19 protein-coding genes are annotated in these 19,636 nt (G+C 71.1%); 8 read left to right on the forward strand and 11 right to left on the reverse strand.

Annotated features, from left to right (window positions below; all coding sequences use genetic code 11):
* Window positions 1-47 precede the first annotated feature (47 nt).
* From CHF15_RS01675 to panB, 4 genes are all read right to left on the reverse strand, one after another.
* Window positions 48-758 carry an anti-sigma factor family protein gene (locus tag CHF15_RS01675; RefSeq protein WP_245938621.1) on the reverse strand — a complete coding sequence of 237 codons (711 nt, stop codon included), beginning with the start codon at window positions 756-758 and terminating at the stop codon, window positions 48-50.
* Window positions 755-1,348, reverse strand: coding sequence for a sigma-70 family RNA polymerase sigma factor (locus tag CHF15_RS01680; RefSeq protein WP_089221762.1), 594 nt, complete (start codon window positions 1,346-1,348; stop codon window positions 755-757). Before CHF15_RS01680 ends, CHF15_RS01675 begins: the two co-directional genes overlap by 4 nt.
* A complete protein-coding gene (locus tag CHF15_RS01685) occupies window positions 1,348-1,893 on the reverse strand; it encodes a hypothetical protein (RefSeq protein WP_089221763.1) in 546 nt (181 codons plus the stop codon). Before CHF15_RS01685 ends, CHF15_RS01680 begins: the two co-directional genes overlap by 1 nt.
* Window positions 1,894-2,095: 202 nt before the next feature.
* On the reverse strand, window positions 2,096-2,977 hold the full coding sequence (panB, locus tag CHF15_RS01690) for a 3-methyl-2-oxobutanoate hydroxymethyltransferase (protein ID WP_018556940.1): 882 nt from the start codon (window positions 2,975-2,977) through the stop codon (window positions 2,096-2,098).
* A 169-nt stretch (window positions 2,978-3,146) separates the two neighbouring features.
* On the opposite strand from panB, the gene CHF15_RS01695 reads away from it, so the two are divergent.
* The 4 genes from CHF15_RS01695 to CHF15_RS01710 all read left to right on the forward strand — a co-directional run bounded on the left by CHF15_RS01695 (window position 3,147) and on the right by CHF15_RS01710 (window position 7,905).
* Window positions 3,147-4,751: a DHA2 family efflux MFS transporter permease subunit gene (locus CHF15_RS01695; RefSeq protein ID WP_089221764.1), complete on the forward strand. Its 1,605-nt coding sequence runs from the start codon at window positions 3,147-3,149 to the stop codon at window positions 4,749-4,751.
* Window positions 4,748-5,392, forward strand: a complete 645-nt coding sequence (locus tag CHF15_RS01700) for a TetR/AcrR family transcriptional regulator (protein WP_089221765.1) — start codon at window positions 4,748-4,750, stop codon at window positions 5,390-5,392. Before CHF15_RS01695 ends, CHF15_RS01700 begins: the two co-directional genes overlap by 4 nt.
* A gap of 268 nt (window positions 5,393-5,660) precedes the next feature.
* Window positions 5,661-6,581, forward strand: a complete 921-nt coding sequence (locus CHF15_RS01705) for an endonuclease/exonuclease/phosphatase family protein (protein ID WP_375822002.1) — start codon at window positions 5,661-5,663, stop codon at window positions 6,579-6,581.
* A gap of 94 nt (window positions 6,582-6,675) precedes the next feature.
* Window positions 6,676-7,905 (forward strand): MFS transporter, encoded by a 1,230-nt coding sequence (locus tag CHF15_RS01710; protein ID WP_089221767.1) that lies wholly within the window; start codon window positions 6,676-6,678, stop codon window positions 7,903-7,905.
* A gap of 849 nt (window positions 7,906-8,754) precedes the next feature.
* On the opposite strand, the gene CHF15_RS01715 is transcribed toward CHF15_RS01710, so the two are convergent.
* Window positions 8,755-10,512, reverse strand: coding sequence for an NAD+ synthase (locus tag CHF15_RS01715; RefSeq protein ID WP_089221768.1), 1,758 nt, complete (start codon window positions 10,510-10,512; stop codon window positions 8,755-8,757).
* 270 nt (window positions 10,513-10,782) lie between these two features.
* Here CHF15_RS01715 and CHF15_RS01720 point away from each other — a divergent pair, with 270 nt between their 5' ends.
* On the forward strand, window positions 10,783-12,144 hold the full coding sequence (locus tag CHF15_RS01720; RefSeq protein WP_089221769.1) for a glutamine synthetase family protein: 1,362 nt from the start codon (window positions 10,783-10,785) through the stop codon (window positions 12,142-12,144).
* 280 nt (window positions 12,145-12,424) lie between these two features.
* Here the strand turns inward: CHF15_RS01720 and CHF15_RS01725 are convergent, their stop codons facing one another.
* Window positions 12,425-12,814, reverse strand: coding sequence for a hypothetical protein (locus CHF15_RS01725; protein WP_143681509.1), 390 nt, complete (start codon window positions 12,812-12,814; stop codon window positions 12,425-12,427).
* Between the two features lie 143 nt (window positions 12,815-12,957).
* On the opposite strand from CHF15_RS01725, the gene CHF15_RS01730 reads away from it, so the two are divergent.
* Entirely contained in the window at window positions 12,958-13,602 is a 645-nt protein-coding gene (locus CHF15_RS01730) for a hypothetical protein (protein ID WP_089221771.1), read from the forward strand.
* 33 nt (window positions 13,603-13,635) lie between these two features.
* Here the strand turns inward: CHF15_RS01730 and CHF15_RS46340 are convergent, their stop codons facing one another.
* Both CHF15_RS46340 and CHF15_RS01735 read right to left on the reverse strand, forming a co-directional pair.
* The gene (locus CHF15_RS46340) at window positions 13,636-13,758 is read right to left on the reverse strand and encodes a hypothetical protein (RefSeq protein WP_265737378.1); all 123 of its coding nucleotides are present in this window, start codon (window positions 13,756-13,758) and stop codon (window positions 13,636-13,638) included.
* Window positions 13,759-13,850: 92 nt separating this feature from the next.
* Window positions 13,851-14,741, reverse strand: a complete 891-nt coding sequence (locus CHF15_RS01735) for a bifunctional helix-turn-helix transcriptional regulator/GNAT family N-acetyltransferase (RefSeq protein WP_089221772.1) — start codon at window positions 14,739-14,741, stop codon at window positions 13,851-13,853.
* 67 nt (window positions 14,742-14,808) lie between these two features.
* Between CHF15_RS01735 and CHF15_RS01740 the strand changes: the two genes are divergently transcribed.
* Window positions 14,809-15,426: a DUF6461 domain-containing protein gene (locus CHF15_RS01740; RefSeq protein ID WP_143681510.1), complete on the forward strand. Its 618-nt coding sequence runs from the start codon at window positions 14,809-14,811 to the stop codon at window positions 15,424-15,426.
* Here the strand turns inward: CHF15_RS01740 and CHF15_RS01745 are convergent, their stop codons facing one another.
* Entirely contained in the window at window positions 15,427-16,179 is a 753-nt protein-coding gene (locus CHF15_RS01745) for a hypothetical protein (RefSeq protein ID WP_089221774.1), read from the reverse strand.
* Between the two features lie 98 nt (window positions 16,180-16,277).
* Here CHF15_RS01745 and CHF15_RS01750 point away from each other — a divergent pair, with 98 nt between their 5' ends.
* Complete coding sequence (locus CHF15_RS01750) at window positions 16,278-17,168, forward strand: PhzF family phenazine biosynthesis isomerase (protein WP_089222168.1); 891 nt, start codon at window positions 16,278-16,280, stop codon at window positions 17,166-17,168.
* On the opposite strand, the gene glpK is transcribed toward CHF15_RS01750, so the two are convergent.
* Together glpK and CHF15_RS01760 are read right to left on the reverse strand one after the other, a co-directional pair.
* Complete coding sequence (glpK, locus tag CHF15_RS01755) at window positions 17,146-18,660, reverse strand: glycerol kinase GlpK (protein ID WP_089221775.1); 1,515 nt, start codon at window positions 18,658-18,660, stop codon at window positions 17,146-17,148. The genes CHF15_RS01750 and glpK overlap by 23 nt on opposite strands.
* 181 nt (window positions 18,661-18,841) lie before the next feature.
* Window positions 18,842-19,609 carry an IclR family transcriptional regulator gene (locus CHF15_RS01760; RefSeq protein ID WP_089221776.1) on the reverse strand — a complete coding sequence of 256 codons (768 nt, stop codon included), beginning with the start codon at window positions 19,607-19,609 and terminating at the stop codon, window positions 18,842-18,844.
* Window positions 19,610-19,636 lie beyond the last annotated feature (27 nt).

A 19,636-nucleotide genomic window follows, 5' to 3' on the forward strand; every position in this document is an offset into this window, starting at 1 on the left:
AGCGCGCGTCCCCCCTCCGGCATCGTCGGGCATCAGGCCCGCAGGGCCTACGTGGTGACCGACACCAGCCGCTGGCCCTGGGACGTGACGACGTCGAAGCGGGAGATGTCGTCCGGCTGCATCCCCGCCGACCCGTCCAGCGTGAGCGGGTTGGGCTGGTCGGAGGTGCCGTAGCCGGCCGTCGGGACACTCCAGGTGCCGACCGTCTGCTGGGAGCCGTCCTTTCCGACGACGACCAGGCGGCAGGTCAGCGGGCCCTGGACCCCGGCGAGGGTGAGGCCGACCTCGCTGCCCCACTTCTTCTCGTTGATGCCGACCGTCGCCTTGACGCCCGTGGAGTTGTCGGCGCCCTTGAACTGCTCGGCGTACACCCTGGCCTGTGCGTCGTCCGAGCCGCCGGAGGCCAGCACCGCGACGGTCGGGGCCGCCACGATCAGCGCCACCGAGGCGGCGAGCGCGAACATCCTGCGCCGGGCGCGGGTCTTGCGCTCGTCGGAGACCTTGCCGAGGAGACGCCCGAGCACCTTGTCGCCGCTGGGCGGGACAGGTGCGCCGGCACCGGCGGGGGCGAGTTCGGCGAGCACCGGCACGAGGCCGCTCAACTCGTCGAGCTGCTGCCCGCACTGGTGGCAGATGGCGAGGTGCTGCTCGAAGCGCGCCATGTCGGCGTCGTCGAGCACGCCGAGGACGTAGGCCCCGACGTCGACGTGCGGGTCGTGGGGGGTACCTGCCCCGGAGCCGTAACCGTAGACCGTCACGAGGTGGTCACACCCCTTTCCTCAAGAGCGATTTTCAGGGAGCGGAGGGCGTAGAAGACGCGGGAGCGCACGGTGCCGGGCGGTACCCCCAGCGCCGCCGCGGCCTCGTTGACCGTCCGGCCCTTGAAGTACGTTTCGATCAGCACCTGGCGGTGGGCCTCGGTGAGATCATCCAGTGCGTCGGAGATCGTCATCAGCCTCAGGGAGCGTTCGAGTTCGTCCTCGGCCGGGAGCTGGTCGAGGGCGGCCGGGGAGGCCTCCGGTGGCCGTGCCTGACGGCTGCGATGGCCGTCGATCACGATCCGCCGGGCGACCGTCACCAACCAGGGCCGCAGGGAACGGGCGCCCGGGTCGAGCCGGGACGCGCTCTTCCACGCGCGCAGCAGGGTCTCCTGCACGACGTCCTCGGCCAGGTAGCGGTCACCGCCGACCAGCCGAAGAACGTAGGCGAAGAGCGCACCCGCGTGTTCGCGGTAGAGCGCCCGCATGAGGTCCTCTTCGGGGACCCCACCTGAGCGATGGTCGGCCACTAGCGCATCCTGCCCTACTGATCGCTGGGGGTCGAGTCCTCTCAATGCCTGCTGTCCCATCAGTACCCGTCTGACCCGTTCTCGGTGGAGGCGCTCTTCGGCTGCGCGGATGCCCCGGCCTTCTCGCCGTCCGGGGTGGCCGCGTACCAGGTGCGGTTCGAGCCCTGGCCCTTGGTGTCGCCCGGGTTCTTGTCGCCCGCGAAGTGGTAGAGCGGCATTCCGTTGAGCGTGAGCTGCATCGTGCCGTCGGGACGCTTCACGCTGCCGACCAGGTTCTGGTCCACGCCCTGCACCTGGGTGTCCGAGACCGCGGCGGCCGGCTGCCACTGCGTCGCGCACTCGCCGGTGCAGGTCGAGGTCGGCGGGTTGGGCTTGTCCTGCTCGAAGCGGTACAGCACCCAGCCCTTCTCGTCGGTGACCAGCTTGCCGAGCTGGGCGTTGTCGACGGTCCGGAGACCGGGGGCCGCTGCGGGCTGCGACGCCTGGATCGCGCCCACCGGGGGACTGGCATTGTCGACGCCCGCGTTGCAGGCGGTGGCGACGATCAGCGCGGCGGAGGCGAAGGCCCCCGCCCCCACTGATCGGCGCAACTTCGGAACGTTCATGCCAAGGCCCCCGGCAATTGTCTCGTCGGTGCTCCGCCCCTGGTGGGCGGTTGCCAACTCATACGGAGGCGAGGGGCGGTGTACTCAACGTCCTCAGAAAAAACTTCCGCCCCGGGGAGGGGGTTCCCGGGGCGGAAGCCGGCGGTGGGTCGCACCGCCTTTGGGGAAGTCGCGCGTGGCGCCGCGACAGGTCGTCGGGAGATCAGTGGAAGCTGTGCTCCGGGGCCGGGTAGGCGCCGCCCACCACGTCCTCGGCGAAGGCCTTCGCGGCGCCGCCGAGGGTCTCGCGCAGTGCCGCGTACTGCTTGACGAAGCGCGGCACCCGGCCGCCGGTCATCCCCGCGAAGTCCGTCCAGACCAGCACCTGGGCGTCGCACTCCACGCCCGCGCCGATGCCGACCGTCGGGATGTGCAGGATGCGGGTGACCTCCGCGGCCAGCTCGGCGGGGACCAGCTCCAGCACGACGGCGAAGGCGCCCGCGTTCTGCACGGCCTTCGCGTCGCGCAGCAGCTGCTGGGCGGCCTCCTCGCCGCGGCCCTGGACCGGGTAGCCGCCGAAGGCGTTGACCGACTGCGGGGTGAGGCCGATGTGGGCCATCACGGGGATGCCGGCCTGGACCAGCAGCTCGATCTGCTGGGCGGAGCGCTCGCCGCCCTCCAGCTTCACGGCGCCCACCCCGGCCTCCTTGACCAGCCGGGTCGCGCTGCGCAGCGCCTGCGTCGGACCCTCCTGGTACGAGCCGAACGGCAGGTCGCCGATGACCATCGCGCGCTTGGTGCCGCGCACGACGGCGGCGGACAGCATCGTCATCTCGTCCAGCGTGACCGGGACGGTGCTCTCGTAGCCGAGGTGACAGTTGCCCATCGAGTCGCCGACCAGCAGCACGGGGATGCCGGCCTCGTCGAAGACCGAGGCGGTCATGGCGTCGTAGGCGGTGAGCATGGGCCACTTCTCGCCGCGCTCCTTGGCGGCGGCGATGTCCCGGACGGTGATCCGCCGTGTCCCCTTGCCTCCGTACAGCGCCTTGCTGCTGTCGGGAGCGGGCTGAGCGGGCGTCTGGGCAGCCGGAACGGCATGCGTCATTGCAACTGCTCCTTGTGTCATCTCGAGGCGCCCTCACGGCGTCCCCGGACCGCTTCCATGCTGACACGCGCCGCCGTTCGCGCAAAGGGGGCGCCCGCCGCTCCCCCTTTTGCCGAGGTTTTACAATACGAAACGGTCCCGTATCGGAAATCGGGTCTACGTTGGCCGCATGCCCGCCGACACAGCGCAGCCGCCGAGCCCCGCAGTCCCGGAGGCGGTCCACCGCCGCCGCTGGGGGATCCTGACCGTCCTGCTGTTCAGCCTCCTCGTGGTGGTCCTGGACAACTCGATCCTCAACGTCGCGATGAAGACGATCGCCGAGCCCGCACCGACCGGCCTGGGCGCCACCCAGAGCCAGCTGGAGTGGGCGATCAACTCCTACACGCTGGTCTTCGCCGGCCTGCTGTTCACCGCCGGCCTGCTCGGCGACCGCCTCGGCCGCAAGAAGGTGCTGCTCTTCGGCATGGCCGTCTTCGGCGTCGGCTCGGTGCTGTCGGCCTTCGCCGGCTCCTCCGGCGAGCTGATCGCCTTCCGCGCGGTCATGGGCTTCGGCGGCGCCTTCGTGATGCCCGCCACGCTCGCCATCATCATCAACGTCTTCGAGCGCGAGGAGCAGCCCAAGGCGATCGGCATATGGACCGGTGCGGTGGGCCTCGCGATAGCCATCGGCCCGGTCACCGGCGGCCTGCTCCTCGAGCACTTCTGGTGGGGCTCGGTCTTCCTGGTGAACGTGCCGATCATCGCCGTCGCGCTCGTCGCGATGGTGCTCCTCGTCCCGGACTCGCGCGACCCGCGGCCGGGCCGGCTCGACCCCTTCGGTGTGCTGCTCTCCATCGTCGGCCTGGTGCTGCTGGTGTACGGCATCATCAAGGGCGGTCAGCTCGCGGACTTCACCGCCCCCACGGCCCTGGCGCCCATCGTCGGCGGCCTCGTGGTGCTCGGCGCCTTCGTCTGGCACGAGGCCCGCAGCAGCCACCCCGCGTTCGACGTCTCCTACTTCCGCAACCCGACCTTCTCCGCCTCGGTCTCCGCGATCGGCCTGGTCTTCTTCGCGCTCATGGGCGTGACCTTCTTCATGGTCTTCTACACCCAGAGCGTGCGCGGCTACACCGCCCTGGAGTCCGGACTCCTGCTGCTCCCGCTCGCCCTCGCCCAGCTCGTCTTCGCCCCCCGCGCCCGGCTGGTCGTCGACCGCGTCGGCGCCCGCGCCACCTGCGCCACCGGGCTCGCGCTGATAGCGCTCAGCTTCCTCGGCTTCCGGCTGCTCGACGCGGACAGCCCGATCTGGCTGCTGGAAGTGCTGTTCTTCCTCATGGGCACCGCCATGGCCCACGTGATGCCGCCCGCGACCGTCGCCATCATGTCCTCCCTGCCGCGCGAGAAGGCCGGCTCCGGCTCCGCCGTCAACAACACCTTCCGGCAGGTCGGCGGCGCGCTCGGCGTTGCGGTCCTGGGCTCGCTGATGTCGACGGTCTACCGTGACGGCATCGCGGACCATCTGACGGGCCTCCCCGCCGGGGTGCAGCACCGGGCCGGCGAGTCCATCGAGGCCACGCGCGCCGTGGCCGAGGGCATGGGTCCCGCGGGCAAGGCGCTGATCGCCCCGGCCACGGACGCCTTCCTCGACGCCATGCACGTCACCGCCTACGTCGCGAGCGGTGTCGCGCTGCTCGGCATGCTCGTCGTCCTGTTCTTCCTGCCCGGCAGGAGCTCCGGGGCCCGCCCCGCGGGCGGGGAGGAACGCGAGGCCAGCCCGGTGGGGGCGCGGCGGTGACCGACATCCGTGCGGAGACGGCACCGGGCGACGGGACGCCGCCCGGGCCCTCCGTGCGCGTCGCACGCGGCCGCCCGCGCAGCGCCGCCGCCGACACCGCGATCATCGAGGCCGTCCTCAGCCTGCTGGAGGAGGGCGCCACGATCGCCGAACTGTCGATGGAGCGCATCGCCCGCGCCGCCGGGGTCGGCAAGGCCACCGTCTACCGGCGCTGGGCGGGCAAGAACGCGCTGATGCTGGACGTCATGAAGTCCGTCGACGAGCAGACGCCCCGGCTCGCCGGCCGCTCGGTCCGTGACGACCTGGTCACCTGCGTCGAGTTCATACGGCGCAGAGCCCTGGTCAAGCGTTCCTCCGCCCTGCTGCGCAACGTCATCGCCCAGGCCCAGAACGAGCCCGAACTGTGGGCCGCCTACCACGACACCGTCATCGCGGCCCGGCGCGCGCAGGTCGGCGAGGTCCTGCGGCGCGGCGTCCGCACCGGCGAACTCCGCGCGGACATCGACCCGGAACTCCTCGGCGACCTCTTCCTCGGCCCCATGCTGTCCCGCTCGATGCTGCGCCCCGACGCGGCGCTGCCGGAGGGGCTGTCGGAGCTGATCGTCGACGCCGTGCTGCAGGGTGTCCGCGCCGGGAACTGAACGCGTCAGGGAGCAAGGGGGAATGTCCTGGTTCTGTCACAGGGCGCCCCGTGGGCGGGCCGGTGGGGAACCCGTCGCCCGGCGAGTCCCGTCCTCCGGGCGTCGATCCCCTATGGTCGACTGAGCACCTGGCAAGACAGTGAGGACTCTCCCCATGGCTCAGGCGTACGACTCGGACGTGACCACCGACAGCGGTGACAAGCCGCAGGGTTCGGGTGCGAACGGACGTTTCGGACGCTTCCGGCGGTACTGGGCGTTCGGCGACGGCATGTGGCGCCGGGGGATCGTCACGGCCGTACTGGCCGTCGCGATCACCGTGGTGATGGCCTTTCACGGAGCGGTGCCCAACCGGGTCGGCAACCTGGGCAGCCTGCTGGAGACCTTCCTGCCGTGGCTCGGGCTCGGGCTCCCGGTGCTGCTGGCCGTCGGGCTGCTGAGGCGCTCGGCCACCGCGCTGATCGCCGTCCTGCTGCCGACCGTGGTGTGGCTGCACTTCTTCGGCGGGCTCCTCACGGACAAGCACACCGGCGGCGGCGACCTCACCGTGGTGACCCACAACGTCAACGCCGACAACCCCGACCCCGCCCGCACCGCCCAGGCACTCGTCGGCTCCGGGGCCGACCTCGTCGCACTGGAGGAGATCCCCGCCGGGAAGGTCGCCGTCTACGAGTCGGGGCTGAAGGCCCGCTACCCCTACCACGCCAGGCTGGGCACCGTCGGCCTGTGGAGCAGGTACCCGCTCAGCCAGGTGCGGCCGGTGGACATCCGGCTCGGCTGGGTCCGCGCCCTGCGTGCCACCGCCGCCACCCCGCACGGGAAGGTCGCGGTCTACGTCGCCCATCTGCCCTCGGTGCGGGTCAAGTTCAACGCGGGCTTCACCGCCGGCGAGCGCGACCGCAGCGCCGACGCGCTCGGCGAGGCCGTGGCGGACGAGAAGGTGCCCGAGGTGATCCTCATGGGCGACCTCAACGGCACGATGAACGACCGCGCGCTCGCCAACATCACATCCCAGATGCGCTCCACGCAGGGCGCCGCGGGCGACGGCTTCGGTTTCAGCTGGCCGGCCGGCTTCCCGACCGCCCGCATCGACCAGATCCTCGTCAGGGGAGCGGAGCCGACCGACTCGTGGGTGCTGCCCGCGACGGGCAGCGACCACCGGCCGGTCGCCGCGAAGGTAGCACTCCCGTAACGAGTTCTTCGCCCACGGGAAGAACGGGCCGGGCAGACTTTGTTCCGCAGTTAAACTTATAGCTGCACACAACCCTGCCCCGGAAAGGCCTGTCATGCCTCTCGCCCTGCTCGCACTGGCGATCAGCGCATTCGGCATCGGTACGACGGAGTTCGTGATGATGGGCCTGCTGCCCGACGTCGCGGACGATCTGCACACCTCCATCCCGACCGCCGGTTACCTCGTCTCCGGCTACGCCCTCGGCGTCGTCATAGGCGCCCCCCTCCTCGCCGCGATCACCACGCGGATGCCGCGCAAGGCCCTGCTGCTCTCCCTCATGGGCCTGTTCACCGTCGGCAACACCCTCTCCGCGCTCGCCCCCGGTTTCGGCTGGCTGCTCGCCGGCCGCGTGCTGTCCGGACTCCCGCACGGCGCCTTCTTCGGCGTCGGCGCGGTCGTCGCCGCGGGCATGGTCGACCCCGCGCGCAAGGCCCGTGCGGTCTCCCTGATGATCGCCGGGCTCACCGTCGCGAACATCGTGGGCGTCCCCGCCGCGACCCTCCTCGGCCAGCACCTCGGGTGGCGCGCGACCTTCCTCACCGTCGGCGTCATCGGCCTCGTCGCCATCGCCGGGATCGCCCTGCTCGTCCCCCGCATCCCGCTCGCCCCGGGCGGCGGACTGCGCCGGGAGCTGTCGGCCTTCCGCAGCGGGCAGGTCTGGCTGACGCTGTCCACCACGATCTTCGGCTTCGCCGCGGTCTTCGCGGTCTACAGCTACGTCACGCCCATGCTCACGGAGGTCGCCGGGTTCGGGGAGGGCAGCGTCACCCTGGTCCTCGCCCTCTTCGGCGTCGGCGCGACGATCGGCAACCTCCTCGGCGGCCGCCTCGCCGACCGCGCCCTGCGGCCCGCCCTCCTCGGCGGGCTCGGCGCGCTCGCGATCGTCCTGCTGCTGTTCACGGTCACCCTGCACGCCCGCTGGAGCGCGGCGCTCACGGTCGTCCTGCTCGGGGTCGCGGCGTTCGCCGCGGGGTCGCCCATGATGATGCTCGTCATGGAGAAGGCCCGGCACGCCCCGGCGCTGGCCTCCGCCGCGAACCAGGCCGCGTTCAACCTGGCCAACGCGGGCGGTGCCTGGCTCGGCGGGGTCGTGCTCGCGCACGGCCTCGGGTACACCGCCCCGGCGGTGGCGGGCGCGGGGCTGGCGGTCATCGGGGTGGGGATCGCCACGGCCGGAGGGCTGTGGGAGCGGCGCGCGGCGAGGGGGTCGGGGGCGGCGTCGTCCTCGTCCCGGGTCGTCGTGGCGTCCGACGCCGTGGTGCGGTCCGCGGAGCGGGTGGGCTGACGGCGGGCGCCGGCGGGCCGCCGGGCCGCCCGTCCGCCGGTCCGCCCGTCCGCCGGTCCGGCTGGTTCCGCTGTCGCCGGCTGATCCGCCGTCTCGCGCCCTGCGGGCGCAAAGATGCGGGCTGCGGAAGGGCGAGTGGGGGCCCGGGGTGGGTCGGCGCGGTGCGGGTGGGCGCGGGGCGGGGGTTCAGGCTCCGGAGCGGGTTCCCTCTCCGGTGGCTGGGGTCTCGTCGCCGTCCGCGGGTGCAGATGGCCGCTTCCACGCCCTCGCTGTGTGGTGGGCTCGCCCGCCGTAACCGGCGTCCGCGGCTGGTTCTGGGTGCTGTTGAGCCGTTCCGCGAAACAGAGCCCGATCTTCGAGGCGGGGAAGGCCGGCCGAGTCCGCCGCTCGCCGGGGAAGCAACCGCAGACGCCGGTTACGGCGGGCGCGCCACCCACAAACCGTGGGCGCGGCCGCCGGCCGTCTGCACCCGCGGACGGCGACGAGAGCGGAACCGTACGGACAACCGGCCCCGATCCGGGGCCTGAACCCTCACCACCATCACCCGCCCACCCGCCCACCCGCACCGCGCAGAGGCAGGCCCGCCCTCACCTTCCCGTCCGCAGCCGGCTGCTTTACGCCCGAAGGGCGTGAGACGAACCCGCACCCGCCCGCGGGCGTCATCATTCGGCGCCGCCCCGGACCGGGGCCCGACTCAGGTTCGGGCAGGCCCGCACCGACCTTTCCGGACGGGATCCCCCGGCCGGAGGGCGGGAAAGGGCGGGGGAGGAGCCGCAACCGCAACGGCGCGGCACACAGCGACGGGCCGCAAGGGGTACCCGGACGCCACCCCGGACCGCCGGCGCAGCGTCACGCGTGCTCGCGCCAGCGATTCGTGATGGGGAGCCTGCGGTCCTTCCCGAACCCCTTCGCCGAGATCTTCGTACCCGGCGGATACTGCCTCCGCTTGTACTCCGCCGTGTCCACCATCCGCAGCACCTTCGCCACCAGCTCCCCCTCGAACCCTGCGGCGACGATCGCGTCGCGCCCCTTGTCCTGGTCGACGTACATCGCCAGCACCCGGTCCAGGACGTCGTAGTCCGGCAGGGAGTCCGTGTCGACCTGGCCGGGGCGCAGCTCCGCGCTCGGGGGCTTGGAGATGGAGTTCTCGGGGATCGGCGGGGTCTGGCGCCGCTCCGCCGCGGCCTGGTTGCGCCACCGCGCGAGGCGGAAGACGGTCGTCTTGTAGACGTCCTTGATGGGCCCGTACGCGCCGACCGAGTCGCCGTACAGCGTGGAGTAGCCGACCGCCAGCTCGCTCTTGTTGCCCGGAGCCAGGACGATGTGCCCCTCCTGGTTGGAGATGGCCATCAGCGTCGTGCCGCGCAGCCGGGACTGGAGGTTCTCCTCCGCCAGCCCGGTCAGCCCCAGGGAGGCCATGTAGGCGTCGAACATCGGGCCGATCGGCACGGTGCGGAAGTTCAGGCCGGTGCGCCGGGCCAGCTCGGCGGCGTCGTCCTTGGAGTGGTCGGAGGAGTACCGCGACGGCATGGAGACGCCGTACACGTTGGCCGCACCGACGGCGTCGCAGGCGATGGCCGCGACGAGGGCGGAGTCGATGCCGCCGGAGAGGCCGATCAGCACGGAGCGGAAGCCGTTCTTGGCGACGTACGCCCGCAGGCCGACGACCAGCGCGGTGTAGACCTCCTCGTCGTCGCCCAGCCGCGGGGCCTCGCCGCCGTGCACCTCGGGCTCGTACGCGGGGAGCGGCTCGGTGGAGAGGGTGACGTGCTCGATCTCCAGGCCGTCGTCGGCGATGCCGCCCGGCACCTTCGTGGTGTCCGCGGCGGGCAGGTCGAGATCGACCAGGACGCAGCCCTCCTCGAACTGCGGGGCGCGGGCGATCACCTCGCCGTCCTCGGAGACGACGATCGAGTCGCCGTCGAAGACGAGCTCGTCCTGTCCGCCGATCATGGCGAGGTAGGCGAGGGTGCAGCCGGCCTCCTGGGCGCGCTTGCGCACCAGGTCGAGGCGGGTGTCGTCCTTGGCCACCTCGTACGGGGAGGCGTTGACGGAGAGCAGCAGCCCGGCGCCGGCGGTGCGGGCGGCGGGCACGCGGCCGCCGTCCTGCCACAGGTCCTCGCAGATGGCGAGGGCGACGTCGACCCCGTGCACCCGGATCACCGGGAGGGTGTCGCCGGGCACGAAGTAGCGGAACTCGTCGAAGACGCCGTAGTTCGGCAGGTGGTGCTTGGCGAACTTGAGTACGACCTTCCCGCCGTGCAGAACGGCCGCGGCGTTGCGCGGCGAGCCGGCGGGCTGGCCGTAGCGGGGCTGGGCCTTCTCGCTGCGGTCGAGGTAGCCGACGACCACCGGCAGCTCTCCGAAGCCCTCGGCCGCCAGGCGCTCGGCGAGGGCCTCCAGGGCGGCACGGCTGGCTTCGACGAAGGAGGAGCGCAGGGCGAGGTCCTCCACGGGGTACCCGGTCAGCGCCATCTCCGGGAAGGCCACGAGGTGGGCTCCCTGTTCGGCCGCGTGCCGGGTCCAGCGCACTACCGACTCCGCGTTCCCGGCGAGGTCGCCGACGGTGGAGTCGATCTGATTCAGGGCGAGGCGAAGTTGAGGCACGCCGCTCAGTGTAATCGTCAAATCGACGCGATGTCGTGGGCGACGCCTGTGGGGTCGCGCACTCGGCCCCGGAAGCCGTGGCGGACGGGCCTTTCCGGGGTCGTCCCCCTGTGTCAAGATCGCAAGGGTGCATCACAATGGTGGCGAGGGGTGTCCGGCGGTACCGGCCGCCGCCGAAACAGTCCGGTAATCCCGTGGCGCGATACTGGTCTGGCCCTCGCTCGAGCCGGCACGGACAACAGGCCCCATGACCTGTGAGGTTGGATAGCTATGGATAAGCAGCAGGAGTTCGTGCTCCGCACCCTCGAGGAGCGCGACATCCGTTTTGTGCGGCTGTGGTTCACCGACGTGCTGGGTTATCTCAAGTCGGTCGCCGTGGCGCCGGCCGAGCTGGAGCAGGCCTTCGACGAGGGCATCGGCTTCGACGGGTCCGCGATCGAGGGCTTCGCCCGGGTGTACGAGTCGGACATGATCGCCAAGCCGGACCCCGGCACCTTCCAGATCCTGCCGTGGCGCGCCGAGGCCCCCGGCACCGCCCGGATGTTCTGCGACATCCTCATGCCGGACGGCTCCCCGTCGTACGCCGACCCCCGCTTCGTCCTCAAGCGGTCCCTGGCCAAGGCCTCCGACCTCGGGTTCACCTTCTACACGCACCCCGAGATCGAGTTCTTCCTGCTGAAGAACCTGCCGCTGGACGGCACCGTGCCGGTGCCCGCCGACAACTCCGGCTACTTCGACCACACCCCGCAGAACGTGGGCCAGGACTTCCGCCGCCAGGCCATCACGATGCTGGAGTCGATGGGCATCTCGGTGGAGTTCTCCCACCACGAGGGCGCCCCCGGCCAGCAGGAGATCGACCTGCGGTACGCGGACGCGCTGTCCACCGCCGACAACATCATGACCTTCCGGCTGGTCATGAAGCAGGTCGCGCTGGAGCAGGGCGTGAACGCCACGTTCATGCCCAAGCCCTTCAGCCAGCACCCCGGCTCCGGCATGCACACCCACCTCTCCCTCTTCGAGGGCGACCGCAACGCCTTCCACGAGTCCGGCGCCGAGTACCGGCTGTCAAAGGTCGGCCGCTCCTTCATCGCGGGCCTGCTGCGGCACGCGGACGAGATCTCCGCGGTCACCAACCAGTGGGTCAACTCGTACAAGCGCATCTGGGGCGGCGCCAACCGCACCGCGGGCGCCGGGGGCGAGGCACCGTCGTACATCTGCTGGGGCCACAACAACCGCTCCGCGCTGATCCGCGTCCCGATGTACAAGCCCGGCAAGACCGGCTCCACCCGCGTCGAGGTCCGCTCCCTCGACTCGGGCGCCAACCCCTACCTCGCCTATGCCGTCCTCCTGGCCGCGGGCCTCAAGGGCATCGAGGAGGGCTACGAGCTCCCGCCCGGCGCCGACGACGACGTCTGGGCCCTCTCCGACGGCGAGCGCCGCGCGCTCGGCATCCAGCCCCTCCCGCAGAACCTGGGCGAGGCCATCTCCCTCATGGAGCGCAGCGAGCTGGTCGCCGAGACGCTGGGGGAGCACGTCTTCGACTTCTTCCTGCGCAACAAGAAGCAGGAGTGGGAGGAGTACCGCTCCGAGGTCACGGCCTTCGAGCTCCGCAAGAACCTCCCGAACCTGTAGCCGCAGGCCGGCGGGGTTTTCTGAGGGCGATGCGATGCGATCCGGGCCGGCAGCGGGATGCTGCCGGTCCGGCGTCGTTTCAACTCACCTGGGCCGTCCGAGGACGAAGGCGGCGACCGTTCCGCCGGCATCGGGACCACCGGGACGACGAGCCGCTCGTCCGAGGCTGCAGGAGCCAGCCCGATTCGCGGCCGGCGTATGGCCCCCGGATCATGCTCGACCCCAGCTCAGGCAGGCCACCGGCCAAAGATCACGGCAACGCCCGCGCTGGTCGCCCGCGTCACAGACAGGCCACGCACCGACCGAGGTCGGATGTCATGTAGAGGAAGAAGTGACGCCCGTCGCCGTGGCGAATCTCCCCCAGTTGGAGGGCAGCGTCGCCGGCAGCGGAGAAGGCAGGCAGAGCATCGGAGACCCACTTGTGCCGCTCGCTTGCCGGGGCACGCTTGCTCAAGATCTGTTCCCGGACCCGAAAGATTCTCAAATGGTGGTTGGCCGGAACGCCTGAACCGATAAAGAACCAGAAGCCAGCCCCCTCGCGGAGAGCAGCACGAGCGCTCTCGGCCGCGCGGCTTCCGAGCCGCTCCAACGCCGACATCAGTTGTTCGCGGTCCGTCGTCACAGCGTGGTGTTCCAGAGCTGAGTCGTCCAGGCCGAGGCGTACTGGCACGCAGCAGCCTCGGCCTGTCTCGGCCCCACAGACATCCACCGGCCCCGGGTCCCGACTGGGAGGTACCGTCCGCAACGACCGGTCGGCAGCGGAGGCAGCAGGGTCGGGTGCGGTCGTCCGATCGCCGCTGGCAAGATCGGGCCATGGGTTTGAACATGGTGGTCGGGGTACTCGTTGATGCCGAGGACGACTACACCGAGATGATCCGCGCTGACTTCGCTGCAATCGGCGAGCTACTGGAACGTACGGGAGCACGACAGTGGACCGAGCCTGATCTGGTTGTGGCAGATGACGCAGAGTTCGAGATGTGGGGCTACTCGGGCTTGCACACCGTTCGTCGTCTTGCCGTCCATCTTGCGACGGACGGGCGTCTTCCCGAGCCGTTGGATCAAGCCCAGCGTGCGACTGACGACCCGCTCCTGAGCAAGGTCTACAAGGCTCTCCCAGGTGATCCTCCTGGACCGTTCGATCATCTGATCCATCATTCGGACTGCGAGGGCTACTACGTCCCCGTCGACTTCGCTCATGTCATCGTCGACAAGAAGGCGCGGGGCGGCTACCTCGGCTCCTCGGTGCGACTGCTGGCGGAAACCCGTCGGCTCGCTGAAGCCCTCGGTCTTCCCGAAGACCTCGATCCGCACTCCGAAGAGGTCTTCGAAGTCGCCGATGCCGAAGAGCCGACCACCGAGAGATGGCAGCGTTACGGCGTCGAATCGTATGTCTGCCTGCAACTCCTCCAGGCCGCGAAACTCTCGATCGCGACCGGAGCCGCTATCGCCTTTGTCTGAGAAGGGCGTTGGGAAACGGCCGTCTGCCGACAATCACCATTTGATCGCGAACCCGCGGGTGAGCCTTTTCAACAACTGCGTCATCGGTGCCAGCGGTTCCGAGTTGACCGAAGCCTTAGTGCAGCCGCCGGAGTCGCCCAGCAGGACGAGCAGCATCGTGGGGCCGTCTCAGGGTCGCCTGTCACGGCTGACCGCGGCTTAATGGAGCCTGTCGACGGCCGCGGTGGCGAGCGCGCGGGTGGTCTGTCTCAGCGTTCGAGGTTCCGCTCGAACCAGTGGTGCGCGTACTGCTCGTCGTTGAAGGCCTCGATCTGTGTGAATCCCGCGGTCTCGTACAGGTGCCTGGCCTCCGTGAGCGTGCGGTTGGTCTCCAGTCGCAGCGTCTGCATGCCGCGGGTGGTCGCCTCGTCTGCGAGGCGTTCGAGGATGCGGCGACCCAGACCCAGCCCGCGGGTGTCGGGCGAGGTCCACATCCGCTTCACGTCCGCGATCCGCGTCTCGGCGTGAAGCTTGAGCGCCCCGCACCCCACCGGAGTGCCCTGCGCGGTGGCCACCAGCAGCAACCCGTTCGGCAGCGTCATCTCGTCGTCGCTCGCGGAGATGCTGCGGGTGGGGTTGAACCCGGTGTCGAAGCGCCGTTGCAGTTCCTCGAAGTAGGAGCGCAGGCAGTACCGGGCGTCAGGGGCGCGTGGGTCCGTGATCTCGATCCGCACCTGCGAGGCCAGCAGCAGCCGCTCGACCTCCGTCATCGCCGCCACCAGGTGCCCGCGCTGGCCGTCGGTCAGCGGATCGAGGATCGACGCCGCCAGTTCGTCCGACGCGAGGTCCAGCGTTGCCCGCTCCGCGACGCCGGCCTCGGTCAGGCGCACCTTCCGCACCCGTCCGTCGTCCGAGTCGGGGTCCGTGGTCACCAGGCCGTCCGACTCCAGCCGCCGCAGCTGCCGGCTCAGATACCCCGAGTCCAGAGCCAGTCGCGAGCGGAGCACGCGTACCTCGGACCCGTCCGGCTCGACCTCCCACAGCAGCCGCGACAGCCCGAGCGACCGGTCCCGCGATAGGTACTCGTCGCTCAAGGCGCCGACCCGCCGGGTGACCGCGCGGTTGAACCTGCGCACCACATCGATCTGCCCTGGTTCCATTCTCTGACCGTCGTCAGAGAATGCTGGAAAGGCAAGATCCGGCCTGTTCGGGTGGGACGCTTGCGCCATGACGAGTCCCACTGCCGAGGATTACCGCTGGTTCGAAGCGGACTTCGCCCGCCTTGCCGAGGGGTACTGCGTCACATTGGTGCATGGGATCGCGCCGGCAGAGGTGCTGAGGGTGCTCAGGGCCGAGGTGCGGGGGCACTGCACCGGGGCCGGGACGCTCGACGACCACGCCTACGAAGCGGCCCTGGTGCACCAGGGCAGCCACGGATACATCGGAGTCGCAGCCCTCGACGGCTGGTCGGTGATGCTGGAGCCCAACGGCTACATCGGGACGCTCGGCGGAGCGCTGACGCCACTGTCCGTCGGGCGCACGGTCGTGTCCCACTTCCGGAACGTCAACGCCGTCGACCACTTCAACTGGTTCGAGAACGGGCAGTCGCGGCTGCACTTCGAGCCGCTGTTCGCCCACCACCGGGACGGCAGCGACCCGGACAGCCTGGTGACTGCCATGCGCGAGGTGGGTTTCACCACGGAGGAGGACGGCGTGGACGACCTGGACGTGGTCACCGCGGCCGCCTTCGCTCTCGCCGAGCGCGTCACCGGGGTCCGGCTGACGCCGGAGTTCCTGGAGACCGCCCGGTTCGTCGAGGGCTTGGCGCCGATACCCGGCGGCTGATCAGCTCTCACCGCGCCGAGGGCAATCCGGAACCGCCGGGGGGAGGTTGGCGGCCGCGTACTCGTCCGCCACGCGGAACACGCAGGCGCAACGGGGGCACTCCGCGCGGCCCATGAGGTACGTGATTCCCTCGGCCAGTCGGTCCCGGCCGTACCGGACCGCGAGGTCGTACATCCACCGCCCGGTGCCGTCGAGTTCCGCGGCGGACGCCGGCCGCAATTCGCGCCTGTCGATGTCGCCGGCGTCCCAGTCCCGGTAGGCGGAGTAGCGGCCGTACGCGCCGATGGCGATGGTGACGGTCACATGGCAGTGTGGACAGGCCACCTCGTAGAAATCGTCGCCGAAGTCGTCGAGGACGGCGCTCCAGTGGAACTGCCGCTCGATCGCGAGGAGGGTGCGGAAGCCCCAGCTGAAGTCGGCCGGATCGGTGAGGAGATGCCGGTCGATCAGTTCGCGCAGCTCCTCGATGACGTGGGGGCTCCCGGCGAACACGCACCCGCTCTCGTCCTCTGCCATCGCGCGGCGCACGATCGCCCCGGCCAGGTCCAGCGCTTCCGGTTCGCTCCGGGCCAGTGCGACCAGACGCGGCAACGCGCCGGTACTTCCGGGGCGAAGGGTTTCGCCCCCGACGCACAGCAGGTCCCACAACTCGTCCCAGGTGCTCTCGGTCCCGGCCCCGGCCGCCACTTGATCCAGGAGTACGGGGACGAGCCCGGCGGCCTGTGCCACGTACGCGTCGTCCCGGTTCGTCACCCGCACATTCAACCGTGCCTGGGGGAGGCGCTGTGCGGCCCGCAGGGTCGCGGCCGGTCCGGAGACGCGGAAACGCGGGTTGTGGCAGCGTGGACGGCATGACATCCGGAACCGGTACCGACGTGCTGCGCTACACCGCCTTCAGCTCCGACCCCGCGGGGGGCAATCCGGCGGGCGTCGTCCTCGACGCCTCGGGCCTCGACGAGCCGCGCATGCTCGCCCTCGCCGCAGAGGTCGGCTACTCCGAGACGGCGTTCGTCACGGAAGCGGACCCCGCCCGGCGGCGGTTCACCTTGCGCTACTTCAGCCCGCTCGCCGAGGTCGACTTCTGCGGTCACGCGACCGTCGCGACCGCCGTCGCGCTGGCGGAGCGCATCGGGCCCGGTGAGCTGGTCTTCGACACCCCGGCGGGGGAGATTCCCGTGCTGACCGCCGCCGGCGGCGAGGGGGCGCTGCAGGCCACGCTCACCAGCGTGCCGACCCGGTCCCGCCCGGCCGCGGACGCCGAGTTGGACGCGGCGCTCGCCGCGCTCGGCTGGGAGCGCGGCGAGCTGGACCCCGCGCTGCCGCCGCACGTGGCGTTCGGAGGGGTCCACCACCTGGTGCTGGCCGCCGCCGCGCGGGACCGGCTGGCGGACCTCGCGTACGACTTCGAGGCCCTCGCCGACGTCATGCGCCGCCACGGGTGGACCACCGTGCACCTGGTCTGGCGGGAGGCCCCGGACCGCTTCCACGCCCGCGACCCCTTCCCGGTGGGCGGGGTCGTCGAGGACCCGGCGACCGGCGCGGCAGCGGCGGCCTTCGGCGGCTACCTGCGGGAACTCGGCCTGGTGGCGGAGCCGGCCCGGGTGGTGGTGCGGCAGGGCGAGGACATGGGCCGCCCGAGCGAGCTGCTGGTGGGCGTCGACCCGGGGGACCCGCGGGTGCGGGTGACCGGCAGGGCGGTGGCCCTGGCCACGCCCCCGGTCACGGGGCCCCGGGCTGTCTGATCCAGCCGATGGAGCGCTCGACGGCGCGCTGCCAGTTCTCGTACTCGGCCTCGCGGCGCCCGGGGTCCATGTCGGGCAGCCACTGCCCGGCGCGGTGCCAGTTGTTCCGCAGCACCTTCAGGTCCGGCCAGTAGCCGGAGGCCAGGCCGGCGGCGTAGGCGGCGCCCAGGGACACCGTCTCGGCGACCATGGGGCGGACCACGGGGACGTCGAGGACGTCGGCGATGAACTGCATCAGCAGATTGTCGGCGGTCATGCCGCCGTCGACCTTGAGCTCCTTCAGCCCGATCGAGGAGTCGGCGTTCATGGCGTCGACCACCTCGCGGGTCTGCCAGCCGGTGGCCTCCAGGACGGCCCTGGCCAGGTGCCCCTTGGTGATGTACGAGGTGAGGCCGACGATGACGCCGCGGGCGTCGCTGCGCCAGTGCGGGGCGAAGAGACCGGAGAAGGCGGGCACGATGTAGCAGCCGCCGTTGTCCTCGACGGTCAGGGCGAGGGTCTCGATCTCCGGGGCGCTGCTGATCAGGCCGAGGCGGTCGCGGAACCACTGCACCAGCGAGCCGGTGACGGCGATCGAGCCCTCCAGGGCGTAGACCGCGGGCTGGTCGTCTATCTTGTACGCGACCGTGGAGAGCAGCCCGTGCCGTGACCTGATCATCTTGGAACCGGTGTTGAGCAGCAGGAAGCTGCCGGTCCCGTAGGTGCACTTCGCGTCGCCGGGGGAGAAGCAGGTCTGACCGAAGAGCGCCGCCTGCTGATCCCCGAGGGCGGCGGTGATGCGGACCCCGGGCAGGATGGTCCGTGCCGCGCCGTAGTTCTCGGCCGAGGCGTGGATCTCCGGGAGCATCGCGCGGGGGACGCCGAAGAAGTCCAGCAGGTCCTGGTCCCAGGTCAGCGAGTGGATGTTCATCAGCATGGTGCGGCTGGCGTTGGTGGCGTCGGTGATGTGCAGGCCGCCGTCGACCCCGCCCGTCAGGTTCCAGATCAGCCAGGTCTCCATCGTCCCGAAGAGCAGCTCTCCGTCGCGGGCGCGCTGTTCCAGCCCGGGCACCTCGTCGAAGAGCCAGCGGATCCGCGGCGCGGAGAAGTAGGTGGAGGGCGGCAGGCAGCAGCGGTCCAGGAAGAACTCGTCGCCGGGATCCTTGCGCAGCCGCTCGACGAGCGGCGCGGTACGGGTGTCCTGCCAGACGATGGCCCGGCCCAGCGGTACGCCCGTGCTCGGGTCCCACAGCACGGTCGTCTCCCGCTGGTTGGCGATGCCGATCGCGGCGACCTCGTCCGCCGCGATCTCGGCGGAGGACAGCGCCTGCGGCACGATGCGCTCCAGGTTCCGCCAGATCTCCAGGGCGTCGTGCTCGACCCAGCCGGGCCGGGGGAAGTGCTGCTGGTGCTCGCGCTGGGCGACCGACACCAGGCGGCCCCGGTGGTCGAAGAGGATGCATCGGGTGGAGGTGGTGCCCTGGTCGATGGACAGCACATACCGTTCAACCATGGTTGGGGCCTGCTTTCCGATGCTTTCCCATGCTTTCCGGTGCCTTCGCCGCGTTCGCTGCGTCCCTCGGGTTCCTCGGGTTCCTCGTGTTCCTCGTGTCCTTCGCGCTTCTCGTGCTTCCTGTGTCCCTCGTGTTCCCTCTGTTCCGCGTGCCCTTCGTGTCCGGGGGTGCGGGCGGGCCTCACCAGCGGGCGGCGCCGAGGTCCCTGGAGATCGCCCGCGCGGCCTCCCGGAGCAGCGTGACCAGGGACGCCTGCGGGCGGCCCCGGGTGTCGCAGATCCGCTCGACCGGGCCGGACAGGCCGATCGCGCCCACGACGAGGCCGCCCGAGCTGCGGATCGGCGCCGCGACCCCGGCCTCGCCCATCGACATCTCCTGGACCTCCGCCGCCCAGCCCTGCTCGCGGACCTCGGCGAGGGCGCGGCTCAGGTCCTCCGGGACCGCCAGGGTGTGCCGGGTGTACGCCTCCAGCTCCTCCTTCAGCAGCGGCTCCAGCGGCGCCGCCCCGTACGCCAGCAGGATCTTGCCGAGCGAGGAGGCGTGCAGCGGCAGCAGGGCGCCGACGTCGAGCGTCTGGAGGCTGTCGTCGGGCCGGAAGACGTGGTGGACGACGAGGACCTGGCCCTCCAGCGGGGTGCCGAGGCGTACCGCCTCGCCGCTGCGGGCGGCCAGCGCGTCGGCCCAGTTGATCGACCGGGACCGCAGCTCGTTGACGTCGAGGTAGCTGGTGCCCAGGTGCAGCAGGGCCGCCCCGAGCTGGTACTTCCCGGTCGCCGGGTCCTGCTCGACGAAGTCCACGTGCTGGAGGGTGCGCAGGATGCCGTGCGCCGTGCCCTTCGCCAGTCCGAGGGAGGCGGCCACTTCGCCCAGCCCGAGCCGGCGGGGACCGCCGGCCAGGAGCCTGAGGATCGCCGCCGCCCGTTCGATGGACTGCAGCGGGCCGGCCATACGTCGATGCTATCCCCGGCAACCACG

Origin of the sequence: Actinacidiphila glaucinigra (assembly GCF_900188405.1) — a bacterium.
Classification (GTDB): domain Bacteria; phylum Actinomycetota; class Actinomycetes; order Streptomycetales; family Streptomycetaceae; genus Actinacidiphila; species Actinacidiphila glaucinigra.